Genomic DNA, 22,536 nt, shown 5'->3' with positions numbered 1-22,536 from the left:
ACATCTCTGGTCCGTTAGTCGTACTGACCGCAACAACTTGGCAGCGCAAACGAGACGATATTCGTCCTGCAGTGCCCATACTGCGTGGAGCGTCTCGTTACCCTAGGGATAGGCGTATTCAAGTGGTGTCTGCAACACCGGCTTTATTTGTTGATTTCGAGATTAGCTCGTCGAGGACTTCCGCGGGTGTGAGGTAATCGTGGCGCTTCCGAGGCCGACGGTTGAGTTCCGCGGCGACGTTCTCGAGGGTCCCGGGGCCGTGGAACGAGAGGTCGGTGCCCTTGGGGAAGTACTGCCGCAAGAGACCATTCGTGTTCTCGTTGCTGCCGCGTTGCCAGGGCGAGTGTGGGTCGCAGAAATAAATCGGCATCCCTGTGGCCATGGTGATTTCTCGGTGGCGCGACATCTCGGATCCCTGATCCCAGGTCGTCGAGCGGCGCAGATGTTCGGGCAGGGTGTTAATCGCTGCGATCATTGCGTCGGCGACAGTTCGGGCAGTGTGATCGCTGGGCAGGTGCAATAACATCACGAACCCGGTGGTCCGCTCAACAAGGGTTCCGATCGCAGATGCTGACGCCGTCGAGCCGAGGATGAGATCTCCCTCCCAGTGGCCGGGAACGGCGCGGTCCTCGATCTCGGCAGGACGATCAGAGATCATCACCATGTCCCTGAATCGCTGAGGGCGAGGGCCGTCGGGCCGCTGAGGGCGCCGCACGCTCCGTCCCGACCGCAGCGCGGCCGTCAGCTCCGTCCGCAACGATCCGCGGCCTTGGACGTAGAGGGCCTGGAAGATCGTCTCGTGCGACACCTGCAACTCCGGATTCTTGGGATGCTGAAGCTTCAGCCGGCCCGAGATCTGTTCGGGGCTGAACCGGTTGGCGAGCATCGCTTTGACCTGTGACCGTAACGCTAACCCGTCTAGCTTCTGAGATCTCGGTCTTAGCGCGCGCTCGTTAGTGCGTTCCTGCGCGATGGAGGGCAGATACCGGTCGTTGACGCTGTTCCTCGCCACTTCTCGGCTGATGGTCGATGGTGCCCTGCTCAAGGTGGCCGCGATGTTCCGCACCCCGGAACCACGAGCGATCTGGAACGCGATCTTTTCCCGCTCTCGCAGCGACAGCAACCCGGTACGGGCGATTCCGGGATCTAGAACGAGAGAGAGCGACATGACTCGATGCTTGCGCAGCCAGCGGTACCCAGTAGCGCGCGACACTCCCGCGGTGCTGGCCGCGGTCGCGACCGAGAGACCCGCGTCTAACCCCTCCCAAAACGCCAGACGCATGAACAACGGAGAATCAGGCCGACCCATCGACAACACCCCACAGAACTCAGGGTGTTGCTTTCACCACCTGAACTCGCCCGCCATCCAACCAGCAGGTTATGCGTCGTAGTTATGCGAATCGCCGCGCCCCGAGATTCCGGTCAATTCCGGCGATCTGCAAAGGCGAAAAAAAGCGTCGTGAGACGCCATATATCCCCGGAGATACGAGACACCGATCCGCAGAATGACCTGTTGCAGATATGCGGCAACGAGTGCGAGTCAGCGGCCGGCGGTCTTGCGGGACCCAGCTCCGGAGCGCAGCTGCCACTTCGCCGTCTCCGCTTGGCGGAGTTCCGTTCTGCGGGCAAGCGGGGTGACAGACCCGAGCGGGTGTAAAGTAAGAAAGGACATAGTTCAGTCTTTTCCGGTTCGCTACCGGAGTGTCCACAGAAATGGGAGACCCAGGTTCGATTCCCGGCAACGTACCGTTGGTGCGATGTAGCTCAATGGAAGAGCATCCCATTTTCTTATAGAAGGCGCCGTACCGCCGCAGAAAGCTCCGCATCTGTCAGAGCCAGAGCATCGTGAAGTCCGCGAATATAGCCGCCCACAGACCGCACGGCGGTCGGGTCGCGTGGAGACTTCTTGTGATTCGCAAAGTAATCACTCACCGCGATGTCTGCCCAAGTGTCCCGGGGAATCGCCGATTGCAAACCTGCGTTTATCTCACGACCGAGCCTCTTTCCAATGGCCAGAGTTGCAATCAATCCACCGACTCCAACCTCGGCCGGATCACCAATGGCCGGAGTGCTTAGTGGCTCTTTGATGAGCCTTTCCCACAACGTTGCTTGTGAAGGGGTGAGGGAGGCGTACGCGTTCACTAGTGCATTGCTGACCTCGCCGCCCGCGTGAATATGACAATTGCGTATGAGCCGCGTCAGGTGAAATAACGAAAGCGAATCGGCGTTTAGTAAGGCGCTAGCAGCTTCTTCGAAAACTTCGTGCACGTTGCTGGTCGTCGTGTTCTTGATCTTCGTTGCACTGATCAGTCTGTGTGGCACAAGCAGACAAAGGCATGACTTCACAAAGTCTTCATGTAAGGCAATCGCATAGGCCATACCCATTGTGCATAGATCCTCCTCGGCAGCGTTAAGAATTGCGCGTGCCTCGTTTGTCCGCAGATTGAATCGCTGAATGTGCTCGACAGCAGGAAAAATTTCGCCCAGCGTACGTTCTGAGCCATCGGTCAGCGACAGTGTGTTTGCGGCGACTTTCGAGCCCGCCAGCGTCGCCCATATCGTGTTGCTCGACGCGACGCGCCGCTTTTCCAGTGTGCGGAATTATGGAAACTTGATCTCGACCATCTCGCGAAGTGTAACGCGTCACGGCTCATTGCCCACGCTTTAGTCCGTGACCGGTCATTTCACGCTGCGGGGTGTCTCGAAAGTCAACTGTGTCGAAACACATGGGTTGTGAGACAACGGGATGACGTGCGCGAGCTCGTGCGTATGACGCCCGGTCATCGGGCTTAATGTCGGGACAGTCAAACGGGCACCGTCGCAATCCGGCAGTGTCAGAACCGCCAGCTTCCGGGCGCGTGCCCGTAGGAGGTCCCTCTTGCGGATCGATGGGACTGCCTACCCAAGCTGCGATTGAGCGTTGGATGCGCTGCCTAACGGCGTATCGCTGTGCCGTCGGGCCTCTGGCCAGATAACCTCTGGCCAGATATGTTGCACTGCCCCTACAGTGAAGTCATGTTGCACTCAACTCGGCAAGGCTCCGGTAAGCCACTCCTGCTGATCCATGGGGTCGGTTCCAGTATTGGCAACTGGAACCCGGTAATCCCGGCGCTGGCCGCTGAACGTGATGTCATCGCCGTCGACCTCCCCGGCTGCGGCGAATCCGCGCCGCTGACCGGCGAAACCACCATTGCCACGCTGACCGATTCCGTCGAAGCCTTTATCCGCGACGCGGAACTGGGTGACCTTGATCTGGTAGGCAGCTCCATGGGCGCCCGGATGGTAATGGAAATGGCACGCCGCGGGCACGCTGGCACCACGGTCGCACTGGACCCTGGTGGATTCTGGAATGACCGCCAGGCAGCGATCTTTGGTACAAGCATCAAGGCATCCGTCGCATTGGTGCGCCGCATCCAACCGGCGCTCCCCTTCCTCACGGGCAACCCTGTGGGTCGCACGGCCCTGTTTGCACAGTTCTCCGCCCACCCCTGGAAGCTGCCACAGGATCTGGTCCTGCACGAGCTTCGCGGGTTCAAGACATCGACCAGCCTGGACCCGGCCCTCAACGCGCTGATTCACGGACCCCGCCAGGAAGGCGCACCGGCCGGTTCACTCAAGGGCAAAGTGGTCATTGGATGGGGGCGGAAGGACAAGGTCACCGTTCCCAGTGAGGCGGCGCGGGCCACGGAGCTGTTCCCGGATGCAACGCTGCACTGGTTCGAAAACTGCGGTCACTTCCCGCACTGGGACCAACCAACGGAAGCGGCGCGCCTGATTCTCGATAGCACCGGCTGAGCTGCGGCTGAGCGCCCGGGCGGAGCCACCTACGGCTGAGTTGGCTTCAGACAGGTGGAACCGGCGACGGCTGGGGATGATGCATGCAGGGAACAGCATCAGTTCCCTGCTCGGGCGCGACAGCGGGCAACTTGATCGGAGATGTTGATTCGTGCGCCTCGGCGTCCGGGCCGCCAACCGTGACCGGCACGCCGCCGGAATCTGCAGGGCGGGATGCTGCGGTCGTTGGAGCCGGTGACGGGCTGGTACCGTCCGCTACTTTCTCCACCCGCACAGCCGCATTTTTGAACAGGGGCTGCTTGGATACCGGATCCCACTCTGTCATCGTCAGTTCGTTGGCTGCGGTGGGGTGACCGTCCGGACCGGGTCGTCCCGAATCCCAATAGCCGTAATGAAACGGTGCGAATACCGTACCCTCGCGCACATTGCTGACGCGGGCGGGAACGACAAGTGCACCGCGACGGGAGGTGACTCGTACAGTGTCACCCTCCACGATATCGAGCCGGCCAGCATCCAACACCGAGATCTCTAACCACGCCGACGGTGCCGCGTTGTTGAGCTGCCGGGCACGACCGGTGCGAGTGCGCGTGTGGAACTGGTACGCCGTGCGGCCGGTCGTGTACCGCAACGGAAAGTCGGCATCCGGCTCTTCGGATGGTGGCGCATAGGGTGCAGCCTTGAAAACGGCGCGCCCGTGAGTCTCCAGCGCACGGAACGCCTGCTCACCGGCCGAGGCACCGGTGAGCAGGTCATGGCCGAACGTTTCGCAGTCGTCTGGCTCGGTGGCGAAGACGCCGTCACCGTAGAGTCGAACTGTTCCCTCCGGATGCTCGTCGTTACACGGCCACGGAATGCCGCTTCCTCCTCGAAGTCGCGTGTAGGTGATGCCGGTGTAGTCACACGGGCGGCCTCGGCTGCAGTCCTGCCACGCGCGGAATCCGTCCTCCGGTCCGGCCCAGTCGAGAAGTGGCGCGCCCGAATTCGTGCGAAAATTCATCCGCGCCGAATAGTCAAGAAAAATATCCAGATCGCTCCTTGCCTCACCAGGCGGCTCGACGGCCTTGTCGGAGAGATGCACCGTACGATCCGCGTTGGTGAAAGTTCCTGTTTTCTCGCCCCAACCCGCGGCCGGCAGCACGACATCGGCAAACAGCGCCGTTTCGGTGAGATATAGGTCCTGCACGACGAGGAAGACGTTCTCTTGGCCGAGGATGGCGCGGATACGTTCCAATTCCGGCATCGAAATCGCCGGGTTCGTCGCCGAGATCCAGAGAAACTCGATGTTGCCTTGCTCGACATACTGAAAGATTTGCATCGCATGGGTTGGGGGAGCTTGGTGCGCAATGATCGAAATATCAACGTCCCATAGGGTCGCGAGCTCGCGGACGTGCTCCGAATTCTCCCAGTTGCGGAATCCGGGAAGGTCTCCGTCCGCTCCGCACTCCCGGTTGTTCTGCGCGGTGGGCTGGCCGTTCATCTGCAGCACCCCGCTTCCTGGCGCGCCGAGTTTTCCTCGCAGCAAGTGCATATTGTTCACTTGACACGATGCCGCGGTTGCCTGCGCCGACTGGTAGAAGCCCTGCAAAACGGTGGAGAGCACTCGGGCGCTCGTGCCGAAAATTTGTGCAGCTTCTCGCACATCGTCGACCGAGACACCGCAGGTTTCAGCTACTGCGTCTGGCGTCCATGGTTCCACGACGGCCCGCAATCTGTCGACTCCGATGGTGTGGGCCGCGATGTAGGCCTCATCAATCCATCCGTTCATGAACAGTTCCCGGATCAGACCATTCATCAGTGCCTGGTTCGTCCCTGGACGCACCGCAAGGTGCACGTCCGCGACCCGCGCCACCTCAGTCTCACGCGGGTCGATACAGACAATACGTGGCCGGTCGGGCCCGGCGATCCGATCGAGCACCCTCGCCCACAGCACCGTCTGCGTCTCGGCCATGTTGTGCCCGAATAGAAACATCGCATCACATTCGTCGATGTCGGCGTAGCTACCAGGCTGGCCATCCGCACCAAAGCTCTCCTTCATCGCCGCCGCCGCGGTCGCCGTGCACAATCGGGTGTTGCCATCCATGTGCGGGGTACCGATACCAGCCTTGCCGAGAATTGCCAGCGCGTAGTACTCCTCGAGAAACAATTGGCCGCTGGTATAGAACGCGTGGCTCAGTGGACCCTTGTCCGCCAAGAGTTGTCTGCTTCGCTCGACGATCCGGGACATCGCCGTGTCCCAGTCGGTCTCGACCAACTCGCCACCGATCCGGATGAGCGGACGAGTCAGCCGGTCGCCGTTCGACATACCCTGCCAACTGCCGAAGAGGCCCTTCGGCCCGAGTCGCCCATGATTGACGGTGTCGATGGCTCGACCCCGCACTCCGACCATCCGCCCGTCTTTCACCGCGATGTCGCACGCGCAGCCATTGCTGCACAGCGTGCAAGCCGACTGCACCCAACGATCAACGTCGTCCTCACCGAGGCCATCAGCCAACTTCTGATCAACACGCACCGGCCACTTCTCGCCGCGGCCAAAAGGCGTCCTGGTGCCCCAGATGTCGCCGATCCTGTCCACCATCACAACACCCTCTTCCGCTCCGACTTGTAGTCTGCGCCCGCGAGCAGCCCAGATCAACGTCCAGACGAGACTCATCCACAGTGCTCCGACACCGCCGTCGGTGAAGTGAAGCCGACCGTTTCGAGGGTCAAGTAGGCGAATGCCATGTTCTCGCCCCGCAGGTAGGGAACGATGACCTGAGCGACACGATTCATGTTTCGGTACAGCAACCTTCACCCGCACCACCCTTGGCTCCCTGAGAAGGCAATATTCAGCGGTGGTTCAATGAGCGCGAGCGCGGGGCTAGCCAGCATTATTGAAAGCCCGTGCTGCCGCCATGACGCCGCGCGCTCGACCGGTGGACGGCACCTCGGCCAGGGACTCGTCATCCAACTGGGGGTTCATCCTATGAGCCACGCACGAGCTACTTTGCCCGGTTCCACCGCGGGCGGTAACTCAACAACTTGGAACGTATCGCACAGCAGCTACTCGCTCGTCTACGGCGGATGAACCGTTCCGTTGGCCCACCGTATGAGACCCCGCGCGTTCTTCGTGACGATCACTCCGAGCAGTGCCTGACCAAGTTGGGACTGCAAAGCACCAACGATGTCGCTGACTCCACGTCGCCCTCATCCGCCTGATATCCGCAACCGTGCCGAGGCTCAGAAACTCCAAAGTCGCGCCCGTCATGGGATCAATTGCAATCGGCGTAGATGAAAAGAGAACCCCAGCACCGCGATGGCGAGTGCCCGTAAGACGTTCCTCCAAGAAACACGTCCGGGCACTGGGATCCGTTCGAGGCTCCGCGATCGCGATTCTGAATGGACGAGCTACCGATTCGTTTCCAAGGCGCTGCAGGCTGGCTGTGGTACGTTAATTTCATCACGATCAGCCCGCTCGCCTCACGGCTCGGGCTGATTTTCTTTAACCAGGAGATTCGTGGCTGAGTACATCAAAAAATGGCTGTCGCTTGAAGACCAAATGGCCAAACTCGCGTCTCGCGGCGTCGAGGTGCGAGACCCAGAGAACTGCCGGCAGATACTCCAAGCCGTCGGCTACTACCGCCTCACTGGCTACCTCTACCCGCTTCGCGAATCTGAAGCGTACGTGGATGATGAAGGCCGACGTCGGGTCCGCATCCTCAACCACTATCGCTCTGGTACCTCGGTCGAATACGCCGCCACACTCATAGATTTTGATCGCCGCCTACGGCTGCTCGTCCTCGACGGCATCGAAAGAATCGAAATATCTTTTCGCATGCAGGTCGGGTATGTACTCGGCAGGCAATCGGCGTTCGCTCACCTTGATCCCTCCAACTTCGTGGGTTCATTCACTGAGGCGCAGACCGACACCAGAACGGGCGACACCACGCCGAGCAAGCACCTGCAGTGGATCGAGCGCGTGAATGCGCGTCAGTCAGAGTCTGACGAAGCATTCGTTGCGCACTTTCGCGATAAGTACGACGACGAAATGCCCATCTGGGCCCTCACCGAAATCTTGGAGCTGGGGCAACTTGGGCGACTCTACTCAGGATTGAACAATTCGATCGCGACCGAAATTGCGACTGCCTACGGGGCACCATCCAAGAAAGTAATGAGCAGCTGGATCTCAAGCTTGAACTACGTCCGGAACGTCTCAGCGCACCATGCACGCCTCTTCAACCGCAAACTCGTCAGCGCACCCGCACGCCCCACCCACACACAGGTTCCTCTTCTCGGTCATCTCAAGGAGGCAACGGTCGCGAAGCAGGTGTTTGGCCTGTACAACGCCCTCGCGGTAATGGCTTACCTATTGCGTTCGATTGACCCGGATAGCGGATGGCTCGCCCGCGTAGTCGAGCCCATTCAGGCCTTCCCCGATTCTGATTATCTGACTGCGGAGTCAATGGGCGTGCCCCCAGGCTGGTCGCAACTCGCGCTCTGGTCCTCGGAATAGTCGGCTCAAGTTCATTCCCAGTCGGCGCTCCCCGAGGCTTGTGTTACCAGTAACCGAGCAGGGCAACCTACTGAGCGCACCCGACCGAGCCCTCATCAGCTCACCAAACACAGGCGCGAACGTGTTGATCGTCGTGACCGCTGAGAAGACGTCATCAACTCGGCGGTGGATTCGCCCTTCAGGGTTCCTCGGCTGGCATTCCGTCGCGTGGTGCTCGGCCCCTCAGCGCAGCAATTGAAATCCGTGTCGTGGGGATAAAGTGGGGGCCACTGATGATCGCCTGGTTTCACGCCCACGTGTGAACGGTCGAGGGCGTGGGAGGCAACCGATGGGCACCTTCCTGAGGACGTTTCTCGCCGATTCGGCGGAACTTCCGGAGCTAGCCGATCATGTTCGTTCGGCCGGGCCGGTGCCGCATTCGTCGCCATTGCCTGTCGGGAATCTTGCCGCGGACAGCATCGCGGCGACCAAGCTCATGGCTTCGCTGCTGCACCTTGTCCGCACGGGAGCGCGGGACCCGAAGGCGAGCGAAGTTCCGCAGGTGAGCGTTGCGCCGCAACTCGTCGCCGGCGCCTACCGGAGTGACCAACTGTTCCGGTGGAACGGGAACCCTGCGCCGGCGTGGGCTCCCCTATCTGGTTTCTTCGCCTCGAGCGACGGCTGGGTTCGCACTCACGCCAACTACCCCCACCACGAAGCGGCTTTACGCTCACTTCTGAGACTGGACGGTTCCGCCACCACCGAGACTGTCGCTCACGCGATTTCGCGACGCAGCGCCCTCGATCTGGAGAATGAAGCCGCAGACTCTGGCGCGGTCATCAGCGCGGTTCGCAGCCCGAGCAGCTGGAGAGGACATCACCAAGCCCAAACCCTGGAAGCAGATCCCTTCATCAGCCTGAAGCAGCAGGCAGGAGACTCAGACCTCCATGGCCTGGGGTCGGCCGACACTCAGGCGCCGCTGGACGGGGTTTGGGTGCTCGATTTGACCCGGGTCATAACCGGGCCGTTGGCCACTCGCAGTCTCGCTTTCTTCGGGGCAGATGTTTTGCGCATTGATAGCCCTGGCATGCCGGAACTCTCCTGGCAGTACCTCGATACCGGGCAAGGGAAGCGTTCCGCACTCCTTGACCTCCGCCGCAAACCGGATCGAGACTGCCTCGAACAGCTACTGACGGACGCCGACGTTATTGTCACGGGATACAGGCCGAACAGCCTCGACCAGTTCGGCCTCTCGCCGGTCGAACTCCACAACCGCCATCCAGGGCTCGTCATTGGCCGGGTGAGCGCGTGGGGGCAAAGCGGACCTTGGGCCGAGCGCCGAGGATTCGACAGTATCGTCCAGGCAGCCAGCGGCATCGCCCAGATCCACGCGGACGGCACCGGCAGACCAGGCGCCTTGCCCGCCCAAGCTCTGGATCACTCCGCCGGGTACCTACTTGCCGCCGGGATCATCTCAGCACTTCGACATCGGCACCTCGACGGGCACGGGTGGACCGTCGACATTTCACTGGCCCGGATCGCTCAAGAGCTACTCGCCCAGCCTCATTCCCCGCCAACCGAAGCCGCCCCATACGAGATTCAAACCGTGAACGCGGAAACGCCAGAAGGAACCCTCACCTGCGCCGCACCCGCGATCAGCATCAACGGCGGCACGAAAGGCTACAGATGGATCGGCCGCCCGTGGGGAGCAGACCGGCCAGAATGGGCCGAGCCACGATCCGCCAACGCCCTCCGATAAAGCCCACCCGAAAGGTGCGCCATCGGCAGGTGCAACATGGCGAAAGCCGCCCGCTGAGGGTCCCGCCTACGGGCACGCCAGCTAGGAGTTGGATTCGGTTCGATCCATAGGATTACACTCATGCTCCCAAACGCTGAACTCGCAGTGCCGACGGCCGAAGACCTTGAGCTCGTTGACCTCGCAAGAGAGACCATCGACGCAAACACGGATGCCGGGCCCGATGAAGATGGTGCACACACTATGGGCGCGGCAGTTCGAGACGCCGACGGCCGCATGTTCGCTGGCGTGAATCTGTTCCACTTCACCGGCGGTCCGTGCGCCGAGCTGGTTGCACTTGGCGCGGCGCGTGCACAAGGCGGGCGAGAAATCACGACAATCGTCGCTGTCGGCAATCACGGGCGCGGGGTTGTCGGACCATGCGGGCGTGACAGGCAGGTCCTTTTCGACTACTACCCAAGTATCAGGGTGCTGCTCCCGACCGCCGAGGGCGTTCGCGTCGCCACCATTGAGACCCTGATGCCGTTTGCCGCGGCGTGGACTATGGAAGGTGGCACTCAGAAGTTCGACGAGGAGCGTTTTCGTTGAGGTCCAGGGGAATGGATGAAGTTGGCGGCGCAGTCGGGCCTCCCCGCGGCCCTGCAGCGCGTAGCCTCAAGAGGTGGTCCCCGAAAATGAGAACACGGTCGCGTTGCGTGAATACGAGGCTTTAGACGAGCATGCGATTGTTGATTTTGGCCTACGGGCCTGGGCGCCCGCCTACGACGCTTGGCGGATCATCCTGGGCGATTCGCTCTACAAACATGAGTACCCGAACTGGCGAGCCTCGCAGGCGGCTGCAATCCGACACTCCACTCACGCGCACCACGCCTGGGTAGCGATCGAAAACGGTGCCCCTATCGGTTTCGTGACCGTTGTCGTCCACGACGCCGATCGAGGAGAAATCGACATGCTCGCCGTTGACCCGGCTCGGCAACGCAATGGCATCGGGCAAAAACTTATCGATACTGCCCTGGACTTCATGCGAACTCACGGTGTGACGCATGCTGAGCTGGGCACCGGTGGCGACCCAGGGCACGCCGCCGCGAGGCGCGCTTATGAACGCGCCGGCTTCGTCGGCCTGCCCCTGGTGCACTATTACAAGCAGCTCTGAGATCAACGAACGGAAAATACGCCGTGGGACACGCGCTTCCGACACTCACGCTTTTCTGTGGTCTTCCCGGTTCGGGGAAGACAACGCTTGCGCGGCGTCTCGAAGCTGAGGGCCATGGGGTGCGCCTTGCGACAGACGAGTGGCAAGACTGCATCGGTATCCCCTATTCCGACGCTGAACGCCACGAGCGGCTACAAGCGACGCTCTACCGCCCCGCCCTCGTGCTACTGCGGCGAGGCGTTGACGTGATCCTCGAAGACGGGCTGTGGATGGAAGGCGAACGAACAGAAAAGTTCGCCGACGCTCGATCCTGTGGTGCACTCATCGATCTGCACGTATTCGAAGTGGATTACGACACCCTCTGGGAACGACTCCGAGAGCGGAACAAGCAGTCGCCATCTGGGGCCGCGCCGATCACCCGAGAACAGCTCCTCACCGCCTGGTGCCTATTCCAACCCGTCTCCGACGAAAAACTGAAACGGATTGATTCCTACACCAGGCACCACGGCGGACTCGATTGACAGCAGCAGACGTCCGCACAGCCCTGAACAAGCGCTGAAGGTTCCGCTTGGGAACAGTGCGAACGCACACTCACCAACCTGCCTTCTCCTTGACTTTCGTTGCCGTCACCATGGGTGCGTCTCCCGAAGCGTCCACGACGAAGTGATCGATGGCCGCGGACTGGAGGATGGCTGCGAGCTCTCCTGCTCGCCGCAAGTGCCAATCCAGCTCAGTCGGGCTGTCGGCGTGGCGCGAGCGGAGTCTTCTTCTCAGCGTGGCGGCGTCGGCTTCCAATCGGCAGATAAGAAGGCCGCGACTCTGTAGCGCGGCTTCGTATCGGGGTACTTCGGTGGCGTGCTCGATGACGCCCGCGAGGATGAAGTGCTCGATACCGACATTTCGATAGTTGACAACCACGTCGCGCAGATTCACCAATTCCAGTTCGTGATTGAAGCGGTCGTCCTTCAGGGCTGGCCATGCGCGTCTGATGTGGTCCAGGTCGATCACGGCATGGCGGTACCCACTCTCAGCCGCGAGGGCACTGAGAGCGTTCGCGATGGTCGACTTCCCGACGCCGACCGTTCCGTTGAGAAATACGGCGTCGATCATTTGTCGAGACTGTCACATCGCATGCGCTCCGGCGGGCTTTCGTTGGACTGGGTTGGCCCAAAGGTTAGATTGTCTCGCTCAAGGTTCCTTTGTTACGCAGCATCGGCGCCCTTGGTGATTGGTTGGAGAGGCCGGCTCAAGGCATCGAGCCGTTCCAGTTCTTTCTTCGATGCCACGGCCGATATCTATAGGAAGACCGTTTGCTTCGGCCTGTTACTTTGGACGGCTTCTGCAGGGTCGCTGGCGTAGGACCAGAGAAGCATGCTCATCAGAAACGCCACGAGACCGAAGACCGTCAATACAGCTAACGACAAAATGATCGGGTAATGCACAGCACGCCAGCCAACAATGACGGGGACCAGCCCGCTAAGAAAAGCGGTCAGGCTCAACAGTGGAGCGGTGGGACCGAAGCGGAGAAAGTGCCACCGGCCGACTTCTCGCTGCCTGCCCGCTTCTCGACGGAGGGAATTGACCCTTTGCGCGAGGGCCCACCAGGTGAACATCGCGGGGATGAGCAATAGCGCCACACCGATGATGCCGTAGCACGTGATGGTCTCGCCGAGAGTGCTGGCAATTGGCTCCATCAATTCTCCTCAGTTCCTGTCTGCCCGAGAGCTCCAGCGGAAGGACGTGGGCGCTCATCGTGACGACCCGTGGCTCTGCGTCCTGGGCGGCCCCATCTTCTGTCCTCTTCACCGAATCGTAGAGCAGGTACGACGGACGCTGCGCTTTTGGCGTTTCCCGCTGAGGCGGGAGGGCGCCGTGCGTGTTCGGGTGCGATTCCGGCGAGGCGTGCACCACGGTCGGCTCTCCTGACCGACTGTGCAGTTTCTGCGGCGCGCACGGGTTCTTCGGACACCGCGCGTGCCACGGGGCCTGCCGCACCGCCCTCTCTGTCAACCTTCCTCTGAGGCGAACTTGGCCAGCGCCCTCTCCGAGATGATCGGTTGTCAGCGAACGACCCCAGCACGTCAACATCGCCACCTTGACGAAGAGACCGGCCTGACCTCAGTGGGCGTATCTTCGGTCGGAAGGAGGATCCTGAAGGAAGATGCCTCAGCCAGCCGGGCTTCCGCAGGTGCACTCATCAACTAGGCAAGGACTCAGATGTTGACACACGCGGCTACCGGTTGGCTCATCAACAGCGGTGGAACCTTCGCCTTGATCCCTCGATTCACGCACGATAGATCGCCCACCGATGCCTCGGAGCAGGAGATCCACACCTTCGGCATCCCCCTCGTCCTCATCCCCGGAGTCACCGGTCAACAGCCGGACTCGTGGGTATCAGTTTCAGGCGGCTGGGACGGAACGAAGTTCACCGTCGACGCATTCGGCGCCCCCGAGTCCGATGACGGCTTCACGGTCGAACCGGCCAACACCGAACCCGGACATCGGACACCACCGCGATACGACGAACACTCACGCGCAGTCGAAAGAGCCTTGCTTGCCAGCGGTGCGATCGTCAGTCGCCGCTATCTGAGCGCCCCCGACAAAACCTGGAGAGTAGTCATCTCCGCACCGGACCCCGATGCCGTACGGGAGTCTCTCACCGAGCTACACGGCGATCTCCTCACCCTGGTTCAGTCGAGATGGACCCAACAGCAGTACCGCGATGCCGGCGAACACCTCGCCCACCAGGTCGAGCTCTGGGCGCTCTCAACACTCATCGACCAAATCAACGACGACGGTGTCGACCACATCATTGCGACACCACGGGCGATCACGGCCGAGATCGAAGCGTGGCACCGCGACCTGCCTGCAGGACTCGTCACTCTCAAACCGATGATCCGCCTCACCTAGCGCGACCCAGCGCAAGACCTGCCCGCACAAGGTTCCCCTTGCGGGCGGGGAGCCGCGGTACCGTCGATGACATGATTACTACCGCTTGATTTCGCCTTCGGCGTTGACGCCGTGCTGATGTGGGCCATCCCCGCGCAACAACATCCGGCCGACTTGTGGTTTGATCAACAACGTGCGCCATTCCGTTTCGAACCGACACCGTCCGAGCCCCGTCGCATGGTTGTCCTTCGCGGTGTGCGGCACGCTCACTGGTTGCGCGGGAGCAGCAGTCCCGGCGTCGGACGCGGTGTCGCAAGTGTCGGCGCGCAAGGCAGTCGCTGACGTCTCTCGGGGTCTCTACCGTGAGGGGACGGACGTGATCGATGACTATGCCCGCTGGGCTGACACCGACACCGAGAAATCGACCGTAGTCGAGTTGATCGGCTACGAACAATATCCCGGCGCGATCCACGGCGAACCAGTTGGAGCGCTGCAGTTTCGTGCGACGATACAGCCCACCCCGAACGAAGGGCTGCACGTCGCTTGCTTTGAGTCGCAGTTCGATTTCTGGGGCGTCGCGACCGAGGAGCCCGGCGAATGGAGCGACGACACGGCGGTCGCCCACGACATCGCTTGCCCGCCGGACGCAAAGCGCATCCCCCCTCCGGTCGACACCCGCTTGGTTGACGTTGTTCCCGACGGAGCGGAGGCTCTCGTCGTCGAGGTGCTGACAAACGCGCCGTCCGCGGCATCCGCTGACGACATAGTCGCCGAGATCGTCAAGCGGATGCCGCAGCCGACCGGTGAGCGTGAGGTCGCGTTCGATCCCGAGGCGACGGTAGTCGACGGCGACATCGGCTTCGCGATGGGCGATGGGGACGACTGCCTGCTCGTGAAACGAGGCGTCGACGGCGTGCAGGTGTTGCAGGTGCCCAAGATTCTGCTTCAGCCCGGAGAGCTCGGGTGCGCAGCCGGCACGGCGCTCCAACCGGGCGACCAGCTACGGTCCCCCCACTGACCCAGAATTTGGGCGCTCGGCAATCGGCCCGATTGGCCGCGGATCCGTCGCGCAGGAGTTCCCAAACGCCACTCCCCCGAGGCCTCGGAACTTCGGCGCCGCTAACAAACGACCACCACGACGAACTAACTGCGCTGGACACTAGTTGCCCTTCGTGCAAGTTTGCTCGGCTGCGGTTTGTCCGGTGACGCTGGTCGGCAGCACCGCATCAGTCGGAGCGGGAGCAGGGGCCGCCGCAGGCGTTGACACGGGTGGCGACGTCGAGGTGGCTTGTGGGGTCGCGCTTGTCACGGGACCGGGGACGACCGGTGCGCTGCTCGCGAGTACCGCCCCTGGTCCCGGGTCGCCGGTGAGCTGCAATGGTTGATCCGCGACTAACGCCATGTTCAGAACTTCGGCGGCGCTGGACTCGGCGATGACCCGTCCCCACTCGGCCGGGTCAGACACGGTGGGATACTGCAGGAAAACCATGTTCGAAAGACCGGTGTCTTTGAGCGCAACAGCGATCTGGACCAGGGTCGTCGGATTCGTCAACGTGTCAGAGAGGACCATGTTGTTGGTCACGGCCTTAGCCAGGGAGAACAGCGCGATCGGGTTACCGAGGACGCCGCCGCTTACGACCTTCCGGGCCAAGGCGGCCATGAAGACCTGCTGGTTGCTGATCCGACCCAGGTCGCTGCCATCGCCCACACCCTTTCTGCTGCGCAGAAACGAGAGAGCGTCCGCACCAACGAGAGTCTGCTGGCCGGCCGCCAAGTGCAGCGGCGGATTCGTATACAGGTCGTTGACCGGTGTTGCCAGGCAGACAGTGACCCCTCCGACGGCGTCGGACATGGCGGTTACACCGTCGAAGCTGACTTGAGCGGCGTAGGGAATCTGGATACCAATCAGCTTCTCGATCGTCAGCACTACGCAGGACAGGCCGCCACGGGACAGAGTTGTGTTGAGCATCACCCGGCTGGATGCCGGTGTGGTTCCGCCGTCCGGCTGCGGGCACGCTGGCACGGCCAGCATCAGGTCGCGGGGAAAACTGACTACGCTCACGCTCTGATGATTCTGTGCAATGTGCAGCAGAATTGTGACGTCGTTGTTTCCCGCGCCGGAGCTACCCTCCAACCCGACGCTGGTCTCGAAGGCCGTGCCTTGGCGGGTGCGGGTGTCAGTGCCAGTCAATAGCAGGTTCACCCCGCCGGCGATCGCGCTTACCTCCACGCCGGGAGCGGCCTTGTCTCCGGGCGCCTGGGCCAGGTGAACGCCTGGCTTGACACTGCTCGCAAGGTCCCAGGTGGCAACCGCGGCAACGGAACCCCCACTGACCAGAAGGACACCTAAGGTGAACCCAAGCGTTTTCGCTACCGTCCGCCACGGCCCCCGACGCGTCAACTGTCCATGCCGGATTGGCTGATCCAACTGCCTGCCACGCCGTCTCGCGGACTCACTGTTTTTCACGAACTAACCTCCCGACCGGCCAATGAACCGGCCCCCCTTGGAAAGCGACCGCTTGGGCACGCCTGTTTCCCCCGGAACAGCGGCTCGTCAGTGGTTGTTGTCGTTGCCCATAACGTGGACGGCGTAGCCCCAGCATCCAGCGTCGTCCCAGTGGTAGTCGGCGCCGCCTCCGGTGTCACCGTCGAGTGCGAGGCGGGCGGCTGCCCGCTCGGAGGTTGGAAGAGTGTCCTCCCACATCACTGGAAGCACAGCGCTGTCTCTTTCCCAGAACGGTTCGAAGGTGTACTCGTATCCCTTGTCTTTCATGCAGGCGGCCGTGATCGTCTGCGTCTTCATCCATTCCCTGCCGTTGGCCTGTTCATCGGGGGTCATCGCTTTGAACGCCTCGGATGCCATCGGATCAGCGTTGTCGGCAGCTTCGATAGTGCCCGCGTCCGACGTCACCGACGTGCCCGGGGTGCCGGTTGGTGTGGGGGTAACCGCTTCGGCAGGAACGACGGCGGCTTCGGCCGCGCGTACGGATGGTGAGTCCGGGGCTGCAGGATTGAGCGTCGCCGCCGCGCCCATCCCGAAGACAGTCAGTGAGAGAGCCAGAAGCCCGGCTCCGGCCAAACCGATTCCGAGTGCGAGTTTCTTCTTCATCGAGCCATCTCTCCAATTGTCTTGAGTCGGGTGCCGGTGTCGGCAGGGGCGGTCCGGTGTTCCGGCCACCACCAGATCGCTGCCGCAGTGAAGAACAAGCCAAGTCCTGCGATGAGGCTGTTGCTGGCGAGTCCCCACCCTGGCATCGTGAAGGTCAGGGCACCCACCGTGGCGCTGAGGGAGTAGAGCTGAAAAAGGCCGAAGTGAACGAGTCCAAAGCTAGCGAGCACCATGACGAGCGCACCCAAGATACGTGTCAGGCGCCGAGACAGCAGCACTAGTCCGCCGACAGCGAGGACAGTGAACGAGGCGATGGTCAGTGCGGTTGCGGAGCCCGGCCGGATCTGTTCCCCGATCACGCTGAGCGCAATCCGGGTGAGTACGAAGAGACCCCAGCCGAGCACGGCGGAAGCCACGACCAGAACGAGCGCCGATACGGCGCCCTCGACCCGATGTTGGCGAAAGCCGGTCGGGTCCGTCAGGGCGACTTGTCTTCGCTGCGCGTGACGCCAGCTCAGGTCAGCGGGAGCGCCCCTCAGCGCACGGCTGAGGATTGCGCGAGCCACCGCGCGCGGCGTGGTTCCCGATTCATCGGCCCAGATCGCGTGCTCATACAGGTCCGAGGCGAGTTCGTCGCGACGACCAGCGGCGACCTGGGCATCAACTTCGCGTGTGTACCACGAGCACCAGCGAGAGACCCGGCGAACGGCGTGATGGTAGGGCATAGACGTCAGAACGCTCATGCGAAAGTCGCCCCTGTTTGCGCAATGCGAGGCACGTTTGCCTCTTTGCGGTTCGTTTCCGCCTGCGCCCTGACCAGGGCGCGTGAACCTTCCGCCGTCACGGTGTACAGCCGGCGTCGGGGCCGTCCCTCGGACTCGGCACTGGCCGGGTCTTCCCAGCTGGCTTCGAGGATGCCGGATTCCGCCATCCGAGACAACGCCTTGTAGAGCGTGCCGTGAGCCGTGAGCGCGAAACCATCATGGGAGGAGAGTTGCTTCGCCAGGGCGAAGCCGTAGAAGCTGCCCTCGCTCGCTTGGAGCGTGAGCCCGCTCTGCAGAATGTCCACCTCGATTGGAAAGAGAGTACCTGGTCGTCTGCGTGCCATAGACCTAACTATAGGAAGATAGCTTCTTATAAGAAAACCCCCGTTGAGGGGGCACGAAGCTCATGGCCGGTCCTGGCTGAGAGTCATGATGAGGCGGTGCGCCGAGTTGTCCTCGTCGCCTCGCCGACCCGGGAACGGGGGCGGCCGCGACTGCGAATGGCGCTGCTTGCCGGGCGGCGGATTGGCGCTCTATTGACGGGTCAGTTGCGCCAGCAGAGTCTCAGCCACACTGAAGATGCTGCCGATCGAGGAGAAAGTGACGATGCCAGCAACACCCCAGAACCAGTAGCGGTCACTCCGACCCGCTCTCATCCGGTTCCACGCCAGCCACCACGCGGCCACCGTCGCCAAGGTGGAAGCGATTACGGTACCGAAGGCCATCCGGACGAAATCTGCTCCGTCTGGTGCATCCCAGGAGGTCGTCGCGAGCACAATACAGAGTGGAACGACGATCATCCCGACGAACCCGATAAGCACCGGAGACACAGCACGTCGTTTCTGAGTACTCGTCTGGGTTGTCATGCGGTGAGTCTCTCAGGTCTCGCCCTTGCAGACGACGGAATCACTCCAGCGATCCGTAAAAGTGTTGGGCTGCCGGTATGAGGGCTATCGGTTCGCTTGGCCGAGCGCCTCAATCAATTGGAACCGCTCCAGCACGACAAGCGTGTCGTCATCGACTGTGAAGGTTGGGCTGTTGAGGAAGGCCCGCATCTCCGTGCCGTGCCAGAAGGCTTCGTGACCGCGGCGCCAGGCTGCTACGGAGACGAATCCTTCGCCCTCGTCGCGCGCATGCTCGAGGCCGACGTCAGCAAGTCAACAATCTCGACCGCAACTGTCTGGATGATTGCCACCGCGGCATCGTGGGAATCCACGACCGTCTGCTTGTTCCCGATGATCGGCAACTGTTCGTCCTCAATCGAGTACTCCACGAGGGTCGAACTTGTGGAGGTCTTCGTACAGGCCAGGATTGCGGCGATCAGCCGCTCCCGAAGTGGGCCCGGAAAACCGAACTCAGCAATCTGGAATTCGCCGTGGTTAGTCATGAGGTGATTTTAGGTGCCGAGGCTCGCGACCCTGTGCCGTAGGGCGTTCATCTTACGAGCTGCTCCGGATGTTCCCTCCTGGCTAAGCAATCGACGGCGTACTTCCCCGAACGGCCTCGCGGTCGTAGGCTCGCTCTAAGTAGGGCACTCAGGTGTCCGCGAATCGAGGGGTGGTCGAAATGGAATTCGGTGCTCTTTTTTGGTGGAACTTCTGGGTGGTAGTCCAGGTTCTCGTTGTGGTTGGGGTCGTCGTGGCTCTGGGGCTTTTCATCCGCTGGGGGCGGCGCAAGAGCGCCATTCTTGAGGCGAGCCGACCCACGGAAGGTCACGGGCCCACTGCCGGTAAGTAGCGGGTGCAAGTCCCCCGCAGGAAGTTCCGGAGACGCATCTTCACTGGGGCCCTATCTTGAAGTATCCAAACGAACGGAACCGTCATGGACAGTCCAGCCGCACTTCCAGTCGCTCTCGCATCCGTCGTCGCCGTCCTCTACATCGCTGCGATCGCGTACGCCATCGTCCAGATTGCGCGAACCCGCGACCTGTCCGAGGTGGAGAAGGCCCTCTGGATGATCGCCGTCGTATTCGCGCCTCTGCTCGGCGCGCTCGTTTGGTACCTCGCCGGACCACACCCGTTCGGCCTTCGACTCACACACACGGTTCGATAGACCTCGACCTTCATTTCCCTTCGCGGAGAGGGTTCGATTCCAGAGAGACGAAGTCGATGGCGTGCGTCGCGCAGGGCCCTGATGAGGCCGTCGGGGTCGGCGTCCTTGAGTAGGTAACCCCCGCCCCGGCATCAAGGGCAGACACACCTTGGTCGCAGGCCGAACCGCAAGCACTTCGCGGGTCGCGTCGATGCCGTCAAGACCCGGCATCGACGGGTCCAGCTGCACGATGTCAGGGGAAGCGGCGTCCCCGAACAGGTCGGCCTGGCTGACCTGGTGGCCTGCGTGTTGGAGGTCGGCACGCCGGTCCTGGCTGTCGTCCTCCTGCGTGGCGAGGGGTGGCTACGACGAGCACCTTTCTCCACCTACGTCCGGGCGCTGAGCCTGGTCGCGGTCATCGCCGTCACCACCATCGGACTCTCCGGTATGTTTTGGCTTGACGGTGTCGAAGGCTCCGAGCACCAGAGCACAACCACCTCACCCTGATCGAGGTCGGTGAAGAAATCACGTGCGGACAAGGGCAGAACGGGGGCGTCAAGAGAGGAATTCCGTGCACTCAAACGAACGGCTTAGCCCACTCTGTGTGCGTCAGAGCGAGGCCGGTTATGACGCCCTGTGCGAGCTCCTCCGGAGAGGCCTGCACCCCTTCGCCAGCCAACGTCCCGAATGTTTGCGGATCCCAGTCGAGCGACATGGCCGCGTACACGGCGTCCACAACGGAGCGGAGTCGCATCGCGGGACCCAACGCGACAGACGCCGTGACGAGCCGAGCTCCTCGGGTCACCCTCTGGGCGATTCCGACGAGCTTCACCTCTCCGCGTGCATTCACGCTGTGAGGCCCCGCGCAGTATTCGCGTCGGACCGCCCCCACACGCGCGTCGACGCCCAAATCCACGAGTACCCGCCGCATTGACTCGGACACCACGTCGAAAACGAGTTCATTGGCTATGTGCCGATCGGACGGCGTCAGCAGATCAATGACGAGGCAGCTTTCGTCGTAGGCCACCGCCCTCCCGCCCGCGAGCCGGATCACGGGCGCAAAGCCATGGTCGCGAGCCGCCTCCTGTGCGGCTGCAAACGACGGCATGAGGCTTTCCCGACGGCCAAACGCCACCGTGGGGCGCGGTGCGTACACCCTCAGGATCGGGCTGGGGACCACCACGGCCTGCATCTCCCGCATAAGCGCCAGCGTGTGGTCGATGTCGGATTGCGCGTCGGTACCTACTTGTCCGCACATGGTGATCGGTTTCACGTGAGCGGCTCCGTTGTTTCGCTCCTGCGGTGCGGTGTCCGTGGCCGCTCATCCGTCAACTCACTCAACCTGGCCATCGCGGCGGGGTTCACCCCAGCGTGCGTGGGGTACGGCGGCCGCACTCACTCGGAGTACCTGGCGTCGATCTCCACAAGGTGCCCGTGAGCTTCGTCCTGAGTGCTGACTCGCCGGTAGCTGTTCGTTGGAGGCGCCATGATCATTCGATTTTATCTCTCCACGGGCAGTGTGCTCGGCTGCTGTCCAGCCACCGGCCGATGCATGCCACCTCGGTAGCTTCCGCCCACACGTACCTGACCACGAAATCGGCAGCCGGCCGAACAAACCGTTCTGGCTCCCGCGTCAGTAGCCGGTGCCGAAAACCGAGGCCGCAGCCGCCTGCCGCGACTTCGCCCGAGATACCTTGAGGCCAGGTCACCTGGTCGCGATCATCCACCGCGACAACAGAGCCTCCACATGAGCAGCGGAAAAGATCGGGCTGGAATTCGAAGAGGACGGCTATGGCGGGGCGATCGACGTCCGATCGGTGCACGGCTCACGCCTTTGATGTCCGCTTTCCGTTCGGCTACGGGCCTTGACTCTGTAGGCCGGCGACTTCCTTCGTTCCAGTCTTAAAGCGCTTACCCGGTGTCTGGCAGCACGTAGTTTATTCAGGAGGGGGTAGACGAAATGCAACTGCAAAGACCGGCTTTTCCCGTGCTCCTCGCCGTGACTGCGCGGTCTTGGATCCTCGGCATTTCTTCGATGGCCCTCATGGCCTTGGCTGGGCTGCAGTTCGCGTTCATCTCACATGCGGGTATCGGTGAATCCTGCTATCAGAATCCCGAGCTAGGCAACCTGGCTCTGCCCTCAGCAGGATGGACCGCGGACGGTGCATTTTCGTTCTTTCCCGTTGGAGTCCGATGCTCCTATTTCACGACCGATCACGAACTCCTCCTGGTGCACACCCAGTCGAGCGTGTGGGACTGGGGAATCACGTTCGCCGCAATCCTCGGAGTCATTGGCGTTGCGCTCTTCCTGACCGCACTCCTCGCCACTCGGCGAACCTGGCCGGCATCGCTCTGAAGAATCAGACCCAGACCGTCCCGATGGCGGTTCCGCTTACACACCACGGAGCAGCCAGTCATTGTCAGGGTTCCTGCCACCCTCAGGGTCCGGTGCATCCGAAGCTGGAACGGACAAGCTCTGGTCCTCCACTCGCACCCGAGCTGGCAAGGCTCGCCAACGGTCCAGAGGAACCGCCAGACCTGGGACAGGCTCGTCCTCCCGAACGTCCTCGT

24 protein-coding genes are annotated in these 22,536 nt (G+C 62.0%); 11 read left to right on the top strand and 13 right to left on the bottom strand.

Annotated features, from left to right (window positions below):
- Positions 1-118: 118 nt before the first annotated feature.
- A complete protein-coding gene (locus E3O28_RS04330; RefSeq protein WP_134415270.1) occupies positions 119-1,168 on the bottom strand; it encodes an IS30 family transposase in 1,050 nt (349 codons plus the stop codon).
- Between the two features lie 620 nt (positions 1,169-1,788).
- Positions 1,789-2,385, bottom strand: a complete 597-nt coding sequence (locus E3O28_RS04325) for a hypothetical protein (RefSeq protein WP_134415269.1) — start codon at positions 2,383-2,385, stop codon at positions 1,789-1,791.
- A 630-nt stretch (positions 2,386-3,015) separates the two neighbouring features.
- On the opposite strand from E3O28_RS04325, the gene E3O28_RS04320 reads away from it, so the two are divergent.
- Entirely contained in the window at positions 3,016-3,795 is a 780-nt protein-coding gene (locus E3O28_RS04320; protein WP_241973005.1) for an alpha/beta fold hydrolase, read from the top strand.
- 46 nt (positions 3,796-3,841) lie between these two features.
- Here E3O28_RS04320 and E3O28_RS04315 read toward each other — a convergent pair whose 3' ends face one another.
- Together E3O28_RS04315 and E3O28_RS17190 are read right to left on the bottom strand one after the other, a co-directional pair.
- Complete coding sequence (locus tag E3O28_RS04315; protein WP_134415322.1) at positions 3,842-6,370, bottom strand: nitrate reductase; 2,529 nt, start codon at positions 6,368-6,370, stop codon at positions 3,842-3,844.
- Positions 6,371-6,441: 71 nt separating this feature from the next.
- The gene (locus tag E3O28_RS17190) at positions 6,442-6,564 is read right to left on the bottom strand and encodes a hypothetical protein (protein WP_255409036.1); all 123 of its coding nucleotides are present in this window, start codon (positions 6,562-6,564) and stop codon (positions 6,442-6,444) included.
- Positions 6,565-7,288: 724 nt separating this feature from the next.
- Between E3O28_RS17190 and E3O28_RS04310 the strand changes: the two genes are divergently transcribed.
- From E3O28_RS04310 to E3O28_RS04290, 5 genes are all read left to right on the top strand, one after another.
- Entirely contained in the window at positions 7,289-8,284 is a 996-nt protein-coding gene (locus tag E3O28_RS04310) for an Abi family protein (RefSeq protein WP_241973004.1), read from the top strand.
- A gap of 328 nt (positions 8,285-8,612) precedes the next feature.
- The gene (locus E3O28_RS04305) at positions 8,613-10,022 is read left to right on the top strand and encodes a CoA transferase (RefSeq protein WP_134415268.1); all 1,410 of its coding nucleotides are present in this window, start codon (positions 8,613-8,615) and stop codon (positions 10,020-10,022) included.
- Positions 10,023-10,142: 120 nt separating this feature from the next.
- Entirely contained in the window at positions 10,143-10,607 is a 465-nt protein-coding gene (locus E3O28_RS04300; protein WP_198411529.1) for a cytidine deaminase, read from the top strand.
- 73 nt (positions 10,608-10,680) lie between these two features.
- Complete coding sequence (locus E3O28_RS04295) at positions 10,681-11,172, top strand: GNAT family N-acetyltransferase (RefSeq protein WP_198411528.1); 492 nt, start codon at positions 10,681-10,683, stop codon at positions 11,170-11,172.
- Positions 11,173-11,195: 23 nt separating this feature from the next.
- Positions 11,196-11,693, top strand: coding sequence for an ATP-binding protein (locus tag E3O28_RS04290; protein ID WP_166784732.1), 498 nt, complete (start codon positions 11,196-11,198; stop codon positions 11,691-11,693).
- A 70-nt stretch (positions 11,694-11,763) separates the two neighbouring features.
- Here E3O28_RS04290 and E3O28_RS04285 read toward each other — a convergent pair whose 3' ends face one another.
- Complete coding sequence (locus E3O28_RS04285) at positions 11,764-12,282, bottom strand: AAA family ATPase (protein WP_134415266.1); 519 nt, start codon at positions 12,280-12,282, stop codon at positions 11,764-11,766.
- Between the two features lie 185 nt (positions 12,283-12,467).
- Positions 12,468-12,866, bottom strand: coding sequence for a hypothetical protein (locus E3O28_RS04280; RefSeq protein WP_134415265.1), 399 nt, complete (start codon positions 12,864-12,866; stop codon positions 12,468-12,470).
- 523 nt (positions 12,867-13,389) lie between these two features.
- Here E3O28_RS04280 and E3O28_RS04275 point away from each other — a divergent pair.
- Together E3O28_RS04275 and E3O28_RS04270 are read left to right on the top strand one after the other, a co-directional pair.
- Positions 13,390-14,082, top strand: coding sequence for a hypothetical protein (locus tag E3O28_RS04275; protein ID WP_134415264.1), 693 nt, complete (start codon positions 13,390-13,392; stop codon positions 14,080-14,082).
- 355 nt (positions 14,083-14,437) lie between these two features.
- Positions 14,438-15,079, top strand: coding sequence for a hypothetical protein (locus E3O28_RS04270; protein WP_134415263.1), 642 nt, complete (start codon positions 14,438-14,440; stop codon positions 15,077-15,079).
- 141 nt (positions 15,080-15,220) lie between these two features.
- Here the strand turns inward: E3O28_RS04270 and E3O28_RS04265 are convergent, their stop codons facing one another.
- The 6 genes from E3O28_RS04265 to E3O28_RS04240 all read right to left on the bottom strand — a co-directional run bounded on the left by E3O28_RS04265 (position 15,221) and on the right by E3O28_RS04240 (position 19,321).
- Positions 15,221-16,528: an LCP family protein gene (locus tag E3O28_RS04265; RefSeq protein ID WP_134415262.1), complete on the bottom strand. Its 1,308-nt coding sequence runs from the start codon at positions 16,526-16,528 to the stop codon at positions 15,221-15,223.
- A gap of 87 nt (positions 16,529-16,615) precedes the next feature.
- Positions 16,616-17,170 (bottom strand): hypothetical protein, encoded by a 555-nt coding sequence (locus E3O28_RS04260; protein ID WP_134415261.1) that lies wholly within the window; start codon positions 17,168-17,170, stop codon positions 16,616-16,618.
- Positions 17,167-17,913: a hypothetical protein gene (locus E3O28_RS04255; RefSeq protein ID WP_134415260.1), complete on the bottom strand. Its 747-nt coding sequence runs from the start codon at positions 17,911-17,913 to the stop codon at positions 17,167-17,169. Before E3O28_RS04255 ends, E3O28_RS04260 begins: the two co-directional genes overlap by 4 nt.
- A complete protein-coding gene (locus tag E3O28_RS04250) occupies positions 17,910-18,278 on the bottom strand; it encodes a PadR family transcriptional regulator (protein ID WP_134415259.1) in 369 nt (122 codons plus the stop codon). The genes E3O28_RS04255 and E3O28_RS04250 overlap by 4 nt, the downstream gene beginning before the upstream one ends.
- Before the next feature lie 189 nt (positions 18,279-18,467).
- Positions 18,468-18,800, bottom strand: a complete 333-nt coding sequence (locus E3O28_RS04245; RefSeq protein WP_134374888.1) for a hypothetical protein — start codon at positions 18,798-18,800, stop codon at positions 18,468-18,470.
- A gap of 233 nt (positions 18,801-19,033) precedes the next feature.
- Complete coding sequence (locus E3O28_RS04240) at positions 19,034-19,321, bottom strand: hypothetical protein (RefSeq protein ID WP_241973003.1); 288 nt, start codon at positions 19,319-19,321, stop codon at positions 19,034-19,036.
- A gap of 434 nt (positions 19,322-19,755) precedes the next feature.
- Here E3O28_RS04240 and E3O28_RS04235 point away from each other — a divergent pair, with 434 nt between their 5' ends.
- Positions 19,756-19,986 carry a PLDc N-terminal domain-containing protein gene (locus E3O28_RS04235; protein WP_134415258.1) on the top strand — a complete coding sequence of 77 codons (231 nt, stop codon included), beginning with the start codon at positions 19,756-19,758 and terminating at the stop codon, positions 19,984-19,986.
- A 276-nt stretch (positions 19,987-20,262) separates the two neighbouring features.
- On the top strand, positions 20,263-20,472 hold the full coding sequence (locus E3O28_RS04230; protein ID WP_134415257.1) for a hypothetical protein: 210 nt from the start codon (positions 20,263-20,265) through the stop codon (positions 20,470-20,472).
- A 70-nt stretch (positions 20,473-20,542) separates the two neighbouring features.
- Here the strand turns inward: E3O28_RS04230 and E3O28_RS04225 are convergent, their stop codons facing one another.
- Positions 20,543-21,238, bottom strand: coding sequence for a lipoate--protein ligase family protein (locus tag E3O28_RS04225; RefSeq protein WP_134415256.1), 696 nt, complete (start codon positions 21,236-21,238; stop codon positions 20,543-20,545).
- Positions 21,239-21,925: 687 nt separating this feature from the next.
- Here E3O28_RS04225 and E3O28_RS04220 point away from each other — a divergent pair.
- Positions 21,926-22,321: a hypothetical protein gene (locus tag E3O28_RS04220; protein ID WP_134415255.1), complete on the top strand. Its 396-nt coding sequence runs from the start codon at positions 21,926-21,928 to the stop codon at positions 22,319-22,321.
- The last annotated feature ends 215 nt before the right edge of the window (positions 22,322-22,536 follow it).

The organism is Cryobacterium sp. TMT2-14, assembly GCF_004402465.1.
Lineage (GTDB): Bacteria > Actinomycetota > Actinomycetes > Actinomycetales > Microbacteriaceae > Cryobacterium > Cryobacterium sandaracinum.
This window is presented reverse-complemented; position numbering and strand designations above follow the sequence as displayed.

Excerpts from the sequence above, each read along its gene's own strand:
- E3O28_RS04250 (WP_134415259.1), bottom strand. The coding sequence starts at position 18,278 with ATGGCACGCAGACGACCAGGTACTCTCTTTCCAATCGAGGTGGACATT.
- E3O28_RS04305 (WP_134415268.1), top strand. The coding sequence starts at position 8,613 with ATGGGCACCTTCCTGAGGACGTTTCTCGCCGATTCGGCGGAACTTCCG.
- E3O28_RS04260 (WP_134415261.1), bottom strand. The coding sequence starts at position 17,170 with ATGAAGAAGAAACTCGCACTCGGAATCGGTTTGGCCGGAGCCGGGCTT.
- E3O28_RS04300 (WP_198411529.1), top strand. The coding sequence starts at position 10,143 with ATGCTCCCAAACGCTGAACTCGCAGTGCCGACGGCCGAAGACCTTGAG.
- E3O28_RS04220 (WP_134415255.1), top strand. The coding sequence starts at position 21,926 with ATGCAACTGCAAAGACCGGCTTTTCCCGTGCTCCTCGCCGTGACTGCG.
- E3O28_RS17190 (WP_255409036.1), bottom strand. The coding sequence starts at position 6,564 with ATGAATCGTGTCGCTCAGGTCATCGTTCCCTACCTGCGGGGCGAGAAC.
- E3O28_RS04315 (WP_134415322.1), bottom strand. The coding sequence starts at position 6,370 with ATGGTGGACAGGATCGGCGACATCTGGGGCACCAGGACGCCTTTTGGC.
- E3O28_RS04245 (WP_134374888.1), bottom strand. The coding sequence starts at position 18,800 with ATGACAACCCAGACGAGTACTCAGAAACGACGTGCTGTGTCTCCGGTG.
- E3O28_RS04280 (WP_134415265.1), bottom strand. The coding sequence starts at position 12,866 with ATGGAGCCAATTGCCAGCACTCTCGGCGAGACCATCACGTGCTACGGC.
- E3O28_RS04275 (WP_134415264.1), top strand. The coding sequence starts at position 13,390 with ATGTTGACACACGCGGCTACCGGTTGGCTCATCAACAGCGGTGGAACC.
- E3O28_RS04235 (WP_134415258.1), top strand. The coding sequence starts at position 19,756 with ATGGACAGTCCAGCCGCACTTCCAGTCGCTCTCGCATCCGTCGTCGCC.
- E3O28_RS04325 (WP_134415269.1), bottom strand. The coding sequence starts at position 2,385 with ATGGGTATGGCCTATGCGATTGCCTTACATGAAGACTTTGTGAAGTCA.
- E3O28_RS04320 (WP_241973005.1), top strand. The coding sequence starts at position 3,016 with ATGTTGCACTCAACTCGGCAAGGCTCCGGTAAGCCACTCCTGCTGATC.
- E3O28_RS04330 (WP_134415270.1), bottom strand. The coding sequence starts at position 1,168 with ATGTCGCTCTCTCTCGTTCTAGATCCCGGAATCGCCCGTACCGGGTTG.
- E3O28_RS04255 (WP_134415260.1), bottom strand. The coding sequence starts at position 17,913 with ATGAGCGTTCTGACGTCTATGCCCTACCATCACGCCGTTCGCCGGGTC.
- E3O28_RS04285 (WP_134415266.1), bottom strand. The coding sequence starts at position 12,282 with ATGATCGACGCCGTATTTCTCAACGGAACGGTCGGCGTCGGGAAGTCG.
- E3O28_RS04240 (WP_241973003.1), bottom strand. The coding sequence starts at position 19,321 with ATGACTAACCACGGCGAATTCCAGATTGCTGAGTTCGGTTTTCCGGGC.